The sequence below is a fragment of the Streptomyces afghaniensis genome (genome assembly GCF_044327915.1).
GTDB lineage: Bacteria > Actinomycetota > Actinomycetes > Streptomycetales > Streptomycetaceae > Streptomyces > Streptomyces afghaniensis.
In genome coordinates, this window is record NZ_JBIRGJ010000001.1 from 387,685 (window position 1) to 402,191 (window position 14,507).

Sequence of the window (14,507 nt, forward strand, 5' to 3'; positions counted from 1 at the left end):
CGAGTCGTCAACGCGCCCCGTCCGCGTAAGGTGAACCGGTGAACGGCGACTGGCTCATCCGCGGCCGCGACGGCCGCCTCACCGTCTACCTGCCCTCCGGCGACGCCGTCCTGTGCCGTGCGGAACGCGGCCCCGCCGGCTCCTGGGACGCCCCCCGAACCGTCGGCGGCACCCAGAAGCTGCACCCGGGCGTCGCGGTCGGCCAGGGTGCCGACGGCTACGCCCATCTGGCCGCCTGGCGGCCCACCGTGCCGGGCGAGTCGGGCCTCGTGCACTCCACACACTTCCGGCCCCGGCTCGCGCCCCTGGACTGGGTTCCGATCGGGCATCCCGACAAGAAGGGCGACCGGACGGGCGAGCCCGCCGTCGCCGTCGACGCGCAGGGGCGTGGCTATGTCTTCGTCCGTAACGAGGGCGGCGGAGTGAGCCTGCGCAACCAGAAGGAGAAGGGCGGCTGGGGGCCCTGGCAGGACCTCGGGGGGCACGACGTGGAGGGGGAGTTGGCCGCCGTCACGGGGGAGTCGGGGCTGGTCGAGGTGTATGCGAGCGCGGGCGGCGGGATTCTGCACTGGCGGCAGGAGGAGGCGGGCCGGACCCCGGTGCGGGGAGAGGGGGCCGACGCGCCCGCGCGTCCGGGGACCCTGCGGGCGATCGCCACGTCCGCCGAGCACACCACCCTCTTCTTCACGGACGCCTCCGGCGACCTGTGCGCCTGGCGCCCGGGGGAGAAGCCGGTGACGCTCATCGCCTCCGCGGGGCCGGGTCCCGTGTCCGCCGTGCGCTGTGAGATCGAGGGGCACGACTGCACCGTGCTCGCCCAGCGGTCCTCCAGTGGCCGGGTCGCGTTCGCCGCCTATCCGACCGAACAGGAGTCCGCCGGGGCCTGGTGGACCGAGTCCGGGCCCCAGTTGCCCGCCGACGCCGCCGTGTCGCTGGCGCTCGACGAGCACGACGAGGTCGTCGCGGCCTCCCTCTCGCCGTCGACCGGGAAGCTGTTCCTCACCCGCCGCAAGGACGAGCCGGGGCTCGCGCTGGAGGCCTGGCGGGAGATCTGACACCCCGTTCCTTCTGAGGCTCCCGTCGCTCCAGACACCCGAAGTGTGACAACGGTTGTAGGGATGTGTGCGTGACGAGACGCACCTCGGGTGAACATGGTCATAAAGTGAAGATTTTGTTAGCCTCCTCGCACTGTTCGATTTGCTGGGGGGCCGGTTGCCGCTGCGTCTGGCCGGGGCCGCGGCAACGGGGTTGGGGAATGATGTCGTGAGCAGATCCTCCGCGGTGGATCTTGTCGTCGTCGGACTCGGTTACGTGGGGCTGCCGTTGGCCAGGTCCGCGGCTGCCGCCGGCCTCAAGGTGGCCGGTCTCGACCGCAGCCGACGGGTGGTCGACGGGCTGAACGCCGGCCGTTCGCACGTGGACGACATCACCGACTCCGATGTGCGCGCCATGCTGGAGCGGGGCTTCGAGGCCACCGACCGCGCCGGTGTCATCGCCGACGCCGCCGCGGTCGTGGTGTGCGTGCCGACGCCGCTCACCGACCACGGTGCTCCGGACCTCGGCGCGGTGCACGCGGCCGTTGACGACATCGCCGCCCATCTGCGGGCCGGCACGCTCGTGGTGCTGGAGTCGACGACGTACCCGGGGACCACCGACGAGGTCGTCAGGCCCCGACTGGAGGCCGGCGGGCTGCGCGTCGGGGCCGACTTCCACCTCGCCTTCTCCCCGGAGCGCATCGACCCGGGCAACGCCTCCTTCGGGCTGGAGAACACGCCCAAGGTCGTGGGCGGCGTCACGGCCGACTGCACCAAGGCCGCCCGCGCCCTCTACGAGCGTTTCGTGAACCGGGTCGTCGAGGCCAAGGGCACCCGCGAGGCCGAGATGGCCAAGCTGCTGGAGAACACCTACCGGCACGTCAACATCGCACTCGTCAACGAGATGTCGATGTTCTGCCGTGAGATCGGTGTCGACCTGTGGGACGCGATCCGGTGCGCGTCCACGAAGCCGTTCGGGTTCGCGCCCTTCTACCCCGGCCCCGGCGTCGGCGGGCACTGCATCCCGATCGACCCCAACTACCTGTCGTACAAGGTCCGTTCGCTGGGCATCCCGTTCCGGTTCGTGGAGCTGGCGCAGGAGATCAACCAGCGGATGCCCGTGCATGTCGTCAACCGGGCCGCCGACCTGCTCAACGACCAGCGCAAGGCCGTGCGCGGCTCGCGCGTCCTGCTGCTCGGCGTGACCTACAAGCCGGACATCTCCGACCAGCGCGAGAGCCCGGCCCTGGCCGTCGCGGAGAACCTCCTCGCGCGCGGTGCCGAACTCGTCTACTTCGACCCGCGGGTCGAGGACTGGCACGTCGGGGGCGCCCCCGTCGAGCGCGCCGAGGACTATCTCGCCGCCGCCGAGGCCGCCGACCTCACGATCCTGCTCCAGCCGCACCGCGAGATCGACCTGGACGTGCTCGCCGACCGGGCCAGGGCGCTCTTCGACACCCGGGGCAAGTCCGCCGACCACCCGCGGGTGGTCAAGCTGTGACAACCGAAGACACGTACATACCCGGGGCCGTCGACTCCGGCGGCCGCCGCGCACACCGCAAACGGCGGCACCTGAAGGTCTCGTACTTCGTCTTCCTGGGCCTTGCCGCGCTCATCGCCACCCGGCTCGACGCGGGGTCCCTGCACCTGTACTCGATGGGTGCCATGGGACTGCTGGCCCTGAAGATGTTCGGCGCCCTCTTCTACCGTCCGGCCAAGGCCGGGCGGGAGGAGCTGGAGTACCTGGAGAACGCCTGGGTCACCGCGGTCATCCCGATCTACAACGAGGACCCGGTGATGTTCGAGCAGGGCATGCGCAGCCTCCTCGCGCAGAGCCGCCTGCCGAACGAGATCCACATCATCGACGACGCCAGTGCCGATGACTCCGGCATCAGGGCGGCGAAGAAGATGCGCCGCGAGTTCGAGGCCAAGGGCGTCAAGTACACCGTCAGCGTGCAGCCCGAGAACAAGGGCAAGCGCGAGGCGCTGGCGCTGGGCTTCGAGGCCGCGCCGTACTCCGACATCTTCCTCTGCGTCGACTCGGACACCGTGCTGTCCCGGGACACCGTGCGCGAACTGCTGCTGCCGCTGGCCGACGAGAAGATCATGGCCTCCACCGGCATGGTGCTGGCGCTCAACCACGACAGCAACATCTTCACCCGCCTGCAGGACCTGCGCTACGGCAACTCGTTCCTCTTCGAGCGGGCCGCCTACTCGCGGCTGAAGTCGGTGCTGTGCTGCTGCGGCGCGCTGTCGGCGTACCGCGGCACGCTGGTGCGCAAGTACCTGCCGGACTTCCTCAACCAGCAGTTCCTGGGCAAGCCGGCCGTCTTCGGCGACGACCGCCGCATGACCAACTACTGCCTGATGGAGGGCCAGGTCGTCTTCCAGGAGACGGCAGTCGGCTACACGGCCGTCCCCGAGAAGCTGCCGCACTTCCTGCGCCAGCAGGTCCGCTGGAACAAGTCCTTCTTCCGCGAGTCGCTCTGGGCCTTCCGGCACCAGAAGAAGTACCGGCCCGCCTTCTGGCTGACCTGTATGGAACTCGCGCTGTGGCTGGTCTTCGGCTCGGCGATGTTCTACTCGATGGTCATTCTGCCCATCATCAAGCCCGAGCAGTTCGTCAACCACATCGGTGACTACCTGGTCTTCATGGTCCTGATGGGCTACCTGCGCAATGTGCGCTACCTCGACTTCCCGCGCCGCGGCATGGGCTTCGTCAAGCGGTTCGGCATGTTCCTGCTCGCGCCGATCTACGGCGTGATCCAGCTGACCCTGCTCACCCCGCTGCGCTTCTACGCCCTGTTCACCCTGCACAAGGGCAGCTGGGGCACCCGCCAGGGCGGTGTCGAGGTGTCCGTGGCCGGTGACCACGAGTCCGATGTGACGGAGATCTTCGAGGAAGAGGACCCGTACTCCGACAAGAAGGTCACCGAGACGCTCCAGCTGATGCGTCTGGAGGGCGTGGCCCTGCGCTCCCGGCCCCGCCCGTCCGGCGGCATCCCGGCCCAGCCGCAGCCGATCCCCGGCTACGACGAGGAGCAGCACGCGGCGGCCCCGCAGCAGCGCGTGAGCTGGGGGACACCGGAACCGGCCGGCCATCAGCAGTGGCAGGGCGGGTACGACGGCTACCCGGACCAGTACCAGCAGCAGTACCCGGGCCAGGGCCACGAGCCCCAGCAGGGCGCGTACCCGTACCAGGACCCTTCCTGGCAGCAGGGCAACGGCCAGGGCGGCTGGTAGGCCGCCCCTGTCGGACGGGCAGGAGAGGGGCGGCCGGGGGGCCGCCCCTCTCTCATGTGGCCGGTCCGGTGCGTCCGGGCCTCAGGTGTACGAGGCCATCGCCTCCTCGACCGTCAGCACCGGGATGTCCCGGTCGTCGATCGCCTTCATCAGCGTCTCCAGGCCCGCCTTGCCGATCTCGGTGCTCGTCGCGGGGGCGCCCTCGGTGACCTTGTGCAGGCAGAGGATCAGCCAGTCACCGCTGTTCACGCACCGGTCGAGCCGGCCGCCCGCGCCGGTCAGCTTCGACAGTGCCGTACCGCCGATGCCGGTGCCGTCGTTGATGCCGGTCAGTGCCTTGAGCCGGTACGGCATCGCCGGCGCGAACGACTCGATCGTCTCGGAGATGATCGACCGGGCCGTGGTGAAGTGCCGGCTCGCGATCTGGTCGACCGGGACACCGTCGGTCGTCTTCTGGAACGCGCCGTGCGGATAGGCGAAGTGCTCGCTGGTGAAGCCGTTGGACACCAGCCACTCGCGCAGCTTCCGGAAGTCGGCGTCGGCCTCCTCGGCGGTGAGCTTGGGATAGCTCGCCGTGTGGACGGCGTTGGCGTACGAGTGGCCCGCCATCTCCCAGCCGGAGAAGTCCTGCATCGAGCGCATCTGGTTGAGTGTCAGGAAGCTGCCGGTACCGATGGCGTCGGCGATGTTGTAGACCGTGCCGGGGAAGCCGTAGCGGTCCATGACCGGGCGGGCCAGGTCGTGGATCGACTTGTGCGAGTCGTCGAAGGTGATGGAGACGACGCCCTTGGGGAAGACCGAGACGGTGTCCGGTATCAGCTCGACGGCCTGGAGCCGGTACGTCACCGGGCCGCCCGCGTTGTCGTACACGGCGAACGACATGTCGGTGAAGCCGGTCTTCGTGGACGGCTTGCCGTCGGCGCCGATGGAGTACGTGCCGGCCGCCGCGTTGACGTCCGCCCACTGGAGATGGACCGTCACCCATTCCCCGGACTGGACGTAGTTGGCCGACGTCTTGGAGTGGGTGTGCAAGGTCCAGGCGAAGTGGTTCGCGAGGGAGCCGCTGCCCAGGTAGAAGACGAGCTTGGCCAGGTTCGTCACGTCGTCGACGCGGAAGACCAGCCGGATCATCTTGCCGGTCAGGCTGACCGCGGGCATGCCGGTCCTGCGGACGTAGGACTGCTTGCCGCTGCCGTTCGTGGTCACCCGGACCGACTGGGTGCCGCGCACGAAGACGGACTTGTCGTTCGCCTCGGCCGACGCGGTGCCCGCACCCCCGGGCGTCCAGCCGTGGGACGCCTGGAACTGCTGGGACCAGCCGGCCCGGCGGTACTTGGGGCGACGGCCGGAGGGGGCGTAGAGGGGAGGCGTGGCGAGGCCTCCGATGGCTCCCTCGGCGGCCGGGGCGGCGGCGGGCTGCGCCACCACCTTGCCCAGCCACGCGCCGCCGCCGGCCATGGCGACGCCTCCTGTACCGCCCATCAGCAGAGCGGAGCGCCTGCTCACCACCGGCTTGTCCTCCGTCGCCTCTGCAGCGTGCCTGTGGGCGCCGGACCGCCTTTTGCTCACCGGGACTCCCGAACCGTGTCGAAGTAGTTCATGCCCTCGTCGGTGAAGCCGTCGACAGCGGACTGCACTTGCTTCGCCGACAGGGTCTCGTTCGCGTTGTAGTAGAGCCAGTCCACCTTCATGTCCCAGGCGCGGTTGCCCCTGAAGGGCAGATCGATGAACCAGTGGTTGAAGTTCACGGACATGTCCGCGCGCGGGGCGTACTTCCCGTTGCTGAGGAAGACCTTCTTGCCGTCGAGCCAGTAGGCGACCACGCCGTCCTTCACCCTGATCAGCACGGTGTGCCAGGCGGCGAGGCTCTTGTTCGTGGTCTCGTAGACCCGGTCGTTCGTCTTGTGGTCGTACCAGGTCACGGTGTCGAGCTTGGGACCGGGACGGCCCCAGCCGCCGTTCGGCATGTACTCGTTGTCCAGCTCGCTGTACTTCGAGCCGGTGCCGCCGATGGCGTAGAAGGTCTGGTTGACGTGGTCGCCGGAGTCTCCGGTGGCCGGCCCGTCGCTGAAGTGGATCCGGGCCGCGTAGGTGCCGTCGCGGAACTTGCTCGCGGCCGTGCCGAGGCTCGCCTGCTTCGTCCCGGCCTTGGTGCCGTCCGTGCTGGCGCGCAGGTTGAGCACCTGGCCGTCCTCGTGGGCGCCCTCGGCGGTGGGGAAGGTGACGCCGTCCGCCGACCAGGTGCTCTCGATGCCGGGGCCGCCCTTGCTGGTGCGGACCAGCCAGCCGTGCTTGAACAGGGCCGGGTCCTTGGCGCCCTGGTACGTGAAGTCGTCGAACAGCACCCCGGCCGGGGGAGCCGGCAGCGGGTCGGGTGCGGCGGACTGCGCCGAGGCCTTCTTCTCGGCACTGGCCTCGGTGCCGTCCGGCTCCTCGCCCCAGGCGAGGACGCCCCGCTTGTAGGCGGTGACCTTCTCCGCCTCCTTGTACGACGTCATCTCGGCGTCGAAGGAGCGGTCGTCGGACTGCTTCAACTGCTTGTGGTCGGTGCGGAAGAGCTGGAGGTCGATGCCCTTGCTGTTGGCACCGGGCTCGAGGCTGCCCGCGCCGGCCGTGAACCTGACCTCCAGGTAGTGGTCGGCGCTGTCGGTGGCCTTGTCCATCGCGATGATCCGGCCGGCGACGTTCGAGCAGCCGAAGGCGGCGTTGACACAGTTGAAGGCGTACGAGGCGGCGCCGTCGGCGGTGAACCAGTACCGGAGCGTCACATCGCTCAACGGCAGTGGCTTCTCCGTGTCGTTGAAGACCTCCAGCGATGGCTTGGCGGCCGTCGCGGTCGCCGGGGTGTCCGTGCGGTAGCGGACCTTGAGCTCGGGCGGGTCCGGATTCGCCGCCTTCCACACGGGATACAGCGCCGTGCCGCCGGCGGCGACCACCGCCACCAGGAGCAGGAGCCTGATCTTGGGCCAGACCCGGCGTCCGGGTGGGCGGCGGCGGGAGGACGCCACGAAAGACTCCTTCGAGGACACCCGGTGGGCTCCGGTGGAGACCGTCAGGGCACGGTAAACAATGGTCAGATTGTGTGAGGATCCTATCTGTGGCGGTATGCAGAAGGGGGGCGGGGCGTCCGGATCGTTACCGTACGCCCCACCCCCCTCAGGGGTTACGCGTTACGCGGGGACGCTCGCCACGCCCTGCGCCAGGAACCTCTTGCCGTTGACCCGCTCGGAGACGCCCTCGCGGTCCAGGTACGGCGTGATGCCGCCCAGGTGGAACGGCCAGCCGGCGCCCGTGATCAGGCACAGGTCGATGTCCTGCGCCTCGGCGACGACGCCCTCGTCGAGCATGAGCCCGATCTCCTGCGCCACCGCGTCGAGCACGCGCGTGCGCACCTGCTCCTCCGTCAGGACGCTGTCGCCCTGCTTCAGCAGCGCGGCGACCTCCGGGTCCAGCTCGGGCTTGCCGCTGTCGTAGACGTAGAAGCCGCGCTTGCCCGCCTCGACGACCGCCTTGAGGTTCGGGGAGACCGTGAAGCGGTCCGGGAACGCCTTGTTGAGCGTCTCGGAGACGTGCAGGCCGATCGCCGGGCCGACCAGCTCCAGCAGGACCAGCGGCGACATCGGCAGGCCCAGCGGCTCGACGCCCTTCTCGGCGACCTCGACGGGGGTGCCCTCGTCGATGATGTTCTGGATCTCGCCCATGAAGCGGGTCAGGATGCGGTTCACGACGAACGCCGGGGCGTCCTTGACGAGCACCGCGGTCTTCTTCAGCTTCTTGGCGACACCGAACGCCGTGGCCAGGGAGGCCTCGTCGGTCTGCTCGCCGCGGACGATCTCCAGCAGCGGCAGCACGGCGACCGGGTTGAAGAAGTGGAAGCCGACGACCCGCTCGGGGTGCTTCAGCTTCGAGGCCATCTCCGACACCGACAGCGAGGAGGTGTTGGTGGCCAGGATCGCGTGCGCCGGGGCGACCGCCTCGACCTCCGCGAACACCTTCTGCTTGACGCCCATCTCCTCGAACACGGCCTCGATGATGAAGTCCGCGTCCGCGAAGCCCTCGGCCTTGTCCAGGACACCGGTCACCAGCGCCTTGAGGCGGTTGGCCTTGTCCTGGTTGATGCGGCCCTTGCCGAGCAGCTTGTCGATCTCGGCGTGGACGTAGCCCACACCCTTGTCGACGCGCTCCTGGTCGATGTCGGTCAGCACGACCGGCACCTCCAGGCGGCGCAGGAACAGCAGCGCGAGCTGGCTGGCCATCAGACCGGCGCCGACGACACCGACCTTGGTGACCGGGCGGGCCAGGTTCTTGTCCGGGGCACCGGCCGGGCGCTTGCCGCGCTTCTGCACCAGGTTGAAGGCGTAGATGCCGGCGCGCAGTTCACCGCCCATGATCAGGTCGGCGAGCGCCTTGTCCTCGGCGTCGTAGCCCTGCTGGAGGTCGCCGTTCTTGGCGGCGGCGATGATGTCCAGGGCGCGGTAGGCGGCCGGGGCCGCGCCGTGCACCTTGGAGTCCGCGATGAAACGGCCCTTGGCGACGGCCTGGTCCCAGCCCTCGCCGCGGTCGATCACCGGGCGCTCGACCTCGATCTCGCCCTTGAGGACGGAGGCGGTCCAGATCAGCGACTGCTCCAGGAAGTCCGCGCCCTCGAAGAGCGCGTCGGCGATCCCGAGCTCGTAGACCTGCTTGCCCTTGAGCTGCTTGTTCTGGTTGAGGCTGTTCTCGATGATCACCGAGACGGCCTTGTCGGCGCCGATCAGGTTCGGCAGCAGCGTGCAGCCGCCCCAGCCCGGGACCAGGCCGAGGAAGACCTCGGGGAGCGAGAACGCCGGGAGGGCCGCGGAGACGGTCCGGTAGGTGCAGTGCAGACCGACCTCGACACCGCCGCCCATCGCGGCGCCGTTGTAGTACGCGAAGGTCGGCACGGCCAGCTTGGACAGCCGCTTGAAGACCTCGTGGCCGCCCTTGCCGATGGCGAGCGCGTGCTCGTACTCCTTGAGGATCTCCACGCCCTTGAGGTCGGCGCCGACCGCGAAGATGAACGGCTTGCCGGTGATGCCGACGCCGACGATCTCGCCGTCCGCGGCCTCCTTCTCGACCTGGTCGATCGCGGCGTTGAGGTTCGCCAGCGAGGCCGGGCCGAAGGTGGTCGGCTTGGTGTGGTCCAGGCCGTTGTCCAGGGTGATCAGGGCGAAGCGCCCGGCACCCGCGGGGAGGTCGAAGTGGCGTACGTGCGCACTCGTGACGACCTCGTCCGGGAACAGCTCGGAAGCCTGCTTCAGAAGCTCGGCGGTGGTGCTCACTTGTCCCCCTCGAAGTGCGGGTTCTCCCAGATGACCGTCGCGCCCATGCCGAAGCCGACGCACATGGTCGTCAGGCCGTAGCGGACGTGCGGCTGCTCCTCGAACTGGCGGGCCAGCTGCGTCATCAGACGGACGCCGGAGGAGGCCAGCGGGTGGCCGAAGGCGATGGCGCCGCCGTACTGGTTGACGCGCTCGTCGTCGTCGGCGATGCCGTAGTGGTCGAGGAAGGCCAGGACCTGGACGGCGAAGGCCTCGTTGATCTCGAACAGGCCGATGTCGGAGATCGACAGGCCCGCCTGGGCCAGCGCCTTCTCCGTCGCCGGGATCGGGCCGTAGCCCATGACCTCCGGCTCGACGCCCGCGAATGAGTAGGAGACCAGGCGCATCTTCACGGGGAGGTCGTTCTCCCGCGCGAACTCCTCGGAGGCGATGAGCGAGGCGGTGGCGCCGTCGTTCAGACCGGCCGCGTTACCGGCGGTGACCCGGCCGTGGACGCGGAACGGCGTCTTCAGACCGGAGAGGTTCTCCAGGGTCGTGCCCGGGCGCATCGGCTCGTCGGCGGTGACCAGGCCCCAGCCCGTCTCACCGGCCTCGGGGGAGGTGCGGCGGACCGAGACCGGCACCAGGTCGGCCTGGATCTTGCCGTTGGCGTAGGCCTTGGCGGCCTTCTCCTGGGAGCGCACGGCGTACTCGTCGGCGCGCAGCTTGGTGATCTGCGGGTAGCGGTCGTGCAGGTTCTCCGCGGTCATGCCCATGAACAGGGCCGACTCGTCGACCAGCTTCTCGCTGACGAACCGCGGGTTCGGGTCCACGCCCTCGCCCATCGGGTGACGGCCCATGTGCTCGACACCGCCGGCGATGGCGACGTCGTAGGCACCGAAGGCGACGGAACCGGCGACCGTGGTCACGGCCGTCAGGGCGCCCGCGCACATGCGGTCGATGGAGTAACCCGGCACGGACTGCGGCAGGCCGGCGAGGATTCCCGCGGTACGGCCGATGGTGAGGCCCTGGTCGCCGATCTGCGTGGTCGCGGCGATGGCGACCTCGTCGATCTTCTTCGGGTCGAGGCCGGGGTTGCGGCGCAGCAGCTCCCGGATCGCCTTCACGACGAGGTCGTCGGCACGGGTCTCGTGGTAGATGCCCTTCGGGCCCGCCTTGCCGAACGGGGTGCGGACGCCGTCTACGAAGACGACGTCCCTGACGGTACGAGGCACGATGGCTCTCCTCCAGGGTCCAGGACGCTGAGCGCTTGCTCATCCCATGCTACTTATGAGTAACGTAGCTGCCCAGTCCTGACATGGCGAGCGGTGAAGGTCACACCAAATCTCCGGTGGGGCAGCGCCCCGATTTTTCAGGGGCGCGGGGAACTGCGCGAGCAACCCACCACGAGAGCCGCAGACCCACACGGCGCTCACCGGGGCGGCGCAGTGGACCCGCGAGGCGTGAGCACCGGAGTAGGCACCGGATGCGACCCGCCCTCACCCCCGGTGATCACCGAGAACAACGTCCGGGCCACCTCCGCCCCGAACCCGTGCACGTCATGACTCATCGCGGACAGGGTCGGATGCGTCAGCCGGCACAGCTGCGAGTCGTCCCACGCCAGCAGCGACACGTCCTCCGGCACCCGCAACCCCATCTCCGCCGCCACCGACAGGCCCGCCACCGCCATGACGTCGTTGTCGTACACGATCGCCGTCGGCCGGTCCGGCGGCGCCGCCGTCAGCAAGGAACGCGTCGCCCGCGCCCCCGCGTCCCCGGAGAAGTCCGTCGCCACCTGCCACGCCCCGGCCAGCGCCAGCGCCCCCGCCGCCTCGTCGAACGCCGCCGTCCGGATGGCCGTGTGCCCGAGGGCCGCCGCCCCGCCCACCCGGGCGATCCGCCGGTGCCCCAGCGCCGCCAGATACCGCACCGCCTCCGTCACGGCCGTCGCGTCGTCGGTCCACACCGAGGTGAGCCCCCCGGTCAGCGAGGGATGCCCCACCGCGACCACCGGCAGCCCGAGCCGCTCCACCAGGTCCACCCGGGGATCGCCGGCCCGGAAGTCGACGAGGATCGACCCGCCGATCTGCCGCCCCCGCCACCACGACTCCTGGACCCCCACCTCCTCGTCCAGATTCCGTACGAGTCTCAGCAGCAGGGAGCAGGAGTGCTCGGCCAGGACGCTCTCCACGCCCGAGACGAACTCCATGTACCAGGGTTCGAGCCCGAGCATCCGCGCCGGCCGGCACACCGCGAGTCCCACCACGTCCACGCGCGAACCGGCCAGCGTCCGCGCCGTGAGGTTCGGCGCCCAGCCCAGCTCCCGTGCCGCCCGGAAGATCCGGTCCCGGGTCGCCTCCGACAGCCCGGGCTTGTGGTTGAACGCGAGCGACACGGCACCCTTGGACACACCCGCGCGCGCGGCGACGTCCTTGATGGTGACGCGGGGGGCCGGCGTTGCCGTCATCGGGTGGGCTCCACGCAGTACAGGGCCGAACGAGCACGCTCCGGGTCCGGAGTCTTCCAGCCGCGCACCCCGATGGTCACCTCTTCCCCCGGCAGCAGCGTGATCAGCCCTCGGTCGGCCCGCGCCCGCGGATCCAGCCGGTCGGCCTGGAGCAGCAGGTCCCGGACCAGGGTGCGAGCGGTGACGGTTACGCCGTCGGGGGCGAGCGCGACATCGAACTCCGGCCTGGGGTAGGGCACGTCACGGTCCGGCACCGGGAAGTGCACCGCACGCATCCCGTCGGCGTCCGCGTCCGCCACCAGGAACTCCTCAGGCTCGGACGGCGTCAGCTCCCGTGGTACGTCGACACGCGCCACCGTCCGCGCCCCGGCCGTCACCTCCATCGCCAGCTGCCCCAGCACCTCGCCGTCGACGGACATCCGCCGCAGGGTCAGGGCCGGTGTCCAGTCCGCGGCCGCCTGGTTGACGGCGGCCAGCACCAGCCCGCCGTCCCGCGGCTGGAGCGTCAGCAACCGGTCCGCGTACAGCCGCCGCAGCTCGTGGTACAGCGGTTTCTCCCGTCCGTCCCCGTCGATCGCCGCCCAGGACGTCACCGGCCAGCAGTCGTTGAGCTGCCAGACGACCGTGCCGGCGCACACCGGCCAGTGCGCACGCCAGTGCTCGATCCCGGCCGCGACCGCCCGTGCCTGGTTGACCTGCATCAGGTAGTGCCAGCGGTCGAAGTCCCCCTTCGGCACGGCGAAGTGGCGGGCCAGCCCCCGCTCCAGCTTCCCGTTGCCGTCGTCGGCCTTCTGGTGGTGCAGCATGCCGGGGGAGTCCGGCGCGAGTTCCTCCCCGGGCAGCGCCCGCCGCAGCGTGGCGTACGCGGGCGGCGCCTGCCAGCCGAACTCGGCGACGAACCGGGGGACGCATCGCCGGTAGTCGGCGTAGTCCTCCCGGTTCCACACCTCCCAGGAGTGGTGGGTGCCGTGCGCCGGATCGTTCGGATGCCGGTCCCATGACCCGGACCAGGGACTCCCCGCCGTGTACGGCCGTGTCGGATCCAGCTCGGCCACCACCCGCGGCAGTACGCCCAGGTAGTACCCCTCGCCCCAGGAGTCCCCGGCCAGCCGCGGCTCCCAGCCCCAGTCCCAAAAGCCCCACAGGTTCTCGTTGTTGCCGTTCCACAGCACCAGCGACGGATGCGGCATCAGTCGTACGACGTTCTCCCGGGCCTCGGCCTCCACCTCACCGCGCAGCGGCTGTTCCTCCGGGTAGGCCGCGCACGCGAACGGGAAGTCCTGCCAGACCAGCAGCCCGAGTTCGTCGCAGGCGTCGTAGAAGTCCTCGCTCTCGTAGATCCCGCCACCCCAGACCCGTACGAGGTCCACACCCGCCCCGGCCGCCTGCTCCAGCCGCTCCCGGTACCGCTCGCGGGTGATCCGGGACGGGAAGACGTCGTCGGGGATCCAGTTGACGCCCCGTGCGAAGATCCGCTCGCCGTTGACGACGAGCGTGAATCCCGTGCCGTGCGCGTCGGGCCGCCGGTCCAGCCCGACGGTCCTGAAGCCGACCCGCCGCCGCCACACGTCCAGCGCGTCGTCGCCGTGCAGCAGCCTCACCTCGACGTCGTAGAGCGGCTGTTCGCCGTAGCCGCGCGGCCACCACAGCCGGACGTCCGGCACCCGCAGCCGTACGGCCCCGCCCGCCCCGTCGATCTCCGCGCGCGCCCGCACGCCGCCGACCGTCGCCTCCAGGGCGAGCGGCGCCTCCACCCGGGTCCGCTCCACGTCGACGGCCAACTCGACGACGCCCACGCCCTCGTCGACGGTGACCAGCGGACGCACCCGGGCGATCCGGGCCGTCGACCAGTGCTCCAGGCGCACCGGCCGCCAGATCCCGGCCGTCACCAGGGTCGGTCCCCAGTCCCAGCCGAAGGAGCAGGCCATCTTGCGCAGATACTGGTAGGGCTCGGCGTAGGCGGCGGGCCGCTCGCCCAGCCGCCCCCGCACGGCCTCGGCCTCGGCGTAGGCGGAGACGAACCGCACGGACAGCCGCCCGGACAGGCCCGTCACGTCGAACCGGTACGAGCGGTGCATGTTCCGCACCTTGCCGAGCAGCCGCCCGTCCAGGGAGATCTCGGCGACGGTGTCGAGCCCGTCGAAGACCAGGTCGGTCTGCTCCTGCGCGGACGCGCTCGTGAGCTCGCGCTCGTACGTCCAGTCCCGGCGCCCCACCCACGCCACCTCCGACTCGCCCAGACCCAGGAACGGGTCCGGGATCACCCCGGCCGCCATCAGGTCGGTGTGCACGCAGCCCGGCACGGAGGCCGGGAGCGGGTCCGGCTCGTGCCGCAGGATCCATCCGTCGCCGAGCGGTGTGGCCTCCAGCATGCGCACTCCCTTAACCGGTCCAGTAAAGAGTCGTGTACAGGTTTTCGCAGCGTTGGCGGGAATGGGACTTTACCGGTTGAGAAAGCGCTGTCAGAGTGCCGAACCAGCCATA

Annotated in this window: 9 protein-coding genes; 3 read left to right on the forward strand and 6 right to left on the reverse strand. The window is 70.2% G+C overall.

Annotated features, from left to right (window positions below):
• Window positions 1-38: 38 nt before the first annotated feature.
• The 3 genes from ACH4G3_RS01620 to ACH4G3_RS01630 all read left to right on the forward strand — a co-directional run bounded on the left by ACH4G3_RS01620 (window position 39) and on the right by ACH4G3_RS01630 (window position 4,277).
• Entirely contained in the window at window positions 39-1,055 is a 1,017-nt protein-coding gene (locus tag ACH4G3_RS01620; RefSeq protein ID WP_397622553.1) for a PLL family lectin, read from the forward strand.
• A gap of 208 nt (window positions 1,056-1,263) precedes the next feature.
• Window positions 1,264-2,535, forward strand: coding sequence for a nucleotide sugar dehydrogenase (locus ACH4G3_RS01625; RefSeq protein WP_397622554.1), 1,272 nt, complete (start codon window positions 1,264-1,266; stop codon window positions 2,533-2,535).
• On the forward strand, window positions 2,532-4,277 hold the full coding sequence (locus tag ACH4G3_RS01630; protein ID WP_397622555.1) for a glycosyltransferase: 1,746 nt from the start codon (window positions 2,532-2,534) through the stop codon (window positions 4,275-4,277). The genes ACH4G3_RS01625 and ACH4G3_RS01630 overlap by 4 nt, the downstream gene beginning before the upstream one ends.
• An 81-nt stretch (window positions 4,278-4,358) precedes the next feature.
• Here ACH4G3_RS01630 and ACH4G3_RS01635 read toward each other — a convergent pair whose 3' ends face one another.
• The 6 genes from ACH4G3_RS01635 to ACH4G3_RS01660 all read right to left on the reverse strand — a co-directional run bounded on the left by ACH4G3_RS01635 (window position 4,359) and on the right by ACH4G3_RS01660 (window position 14,395).
• Window positions 4,359-5,783, reverse strand: coding sequence for a polysaccharide deacetylase family protein (locus ACH4G3_RS01635; protein WP_397616563.1), 1,425 nt, complete (start codon window positions 5,781-5,783; stop codon window positions 4,359-4,361).
• Window positions 5,784-5,842: 59 nt separating this feature from the next.
• Window positions 5,843-7,285, reverse strand: coding sequence for a cellulose binding domain-containing protein (locus tag ACH4G3_RS01640; protein WP_397622556.1), 1,443 nt, complete (start codon window positions 7,283-7,285; stop codon window positions 5,843-5,845).
• Between the two features lie 162 nt (window positions 7,286-7,447).
• Complete coding sequence (locus tag ACH4G3_RS01645; protein WP_397622557.1) at window positions 7,448-9,577, reverse strand: 3-hydroxyacyl-CoA dehydrogenase NAD-binding domain-containing protein; 2,130 nt, start codon at window positions 9,575-9,577, stop codon at window positions 7,448-7,450.
• A complete protein-coding gene (locus ACH4G3_RS01650; protein WP_397622558.1) occupies window positions 9,574-10,791 on the reverse strand; it encodes a thiolase family protein in 1,218 nt (405 codons plus the stop codon). Before ACH4G3_RS01650 ends, ACH4G3_RS01645 begins: the two co-directional genes overlap by 4 nt.
• 197 nt (window positions 10,792-10,988) lie before the next feature.
• A complete protein-coding gene (locus ACH4G3_RS01655; RefSeq protein ID WP_397622559.1) occupies window positions 10,989-12,023 on the reverse strand; it encodes a LacI family DNA-binding transcriptional regulator in 1,035 nt (344 codons plus the stop codon).
• Window positions 12,020-14,395 (reverse strand): glycoside hydrolase family 2 protein, encoded by a 2,376-nt coding sequence (locus ACH4G3_RS01660; protein WP_397622560.1) that lies wholly within the window; start codon window positions 14,393-14,395, stop codon window positions 12,020-12,022. The genes ACH4G3_RS01655 and ACH4G3_RS01660 overlap by 4 nt, the downstream gene beginning before the upstream one ends.
• Window positions 14,396-14,507 lie beyond the last annotated feature (112 nt).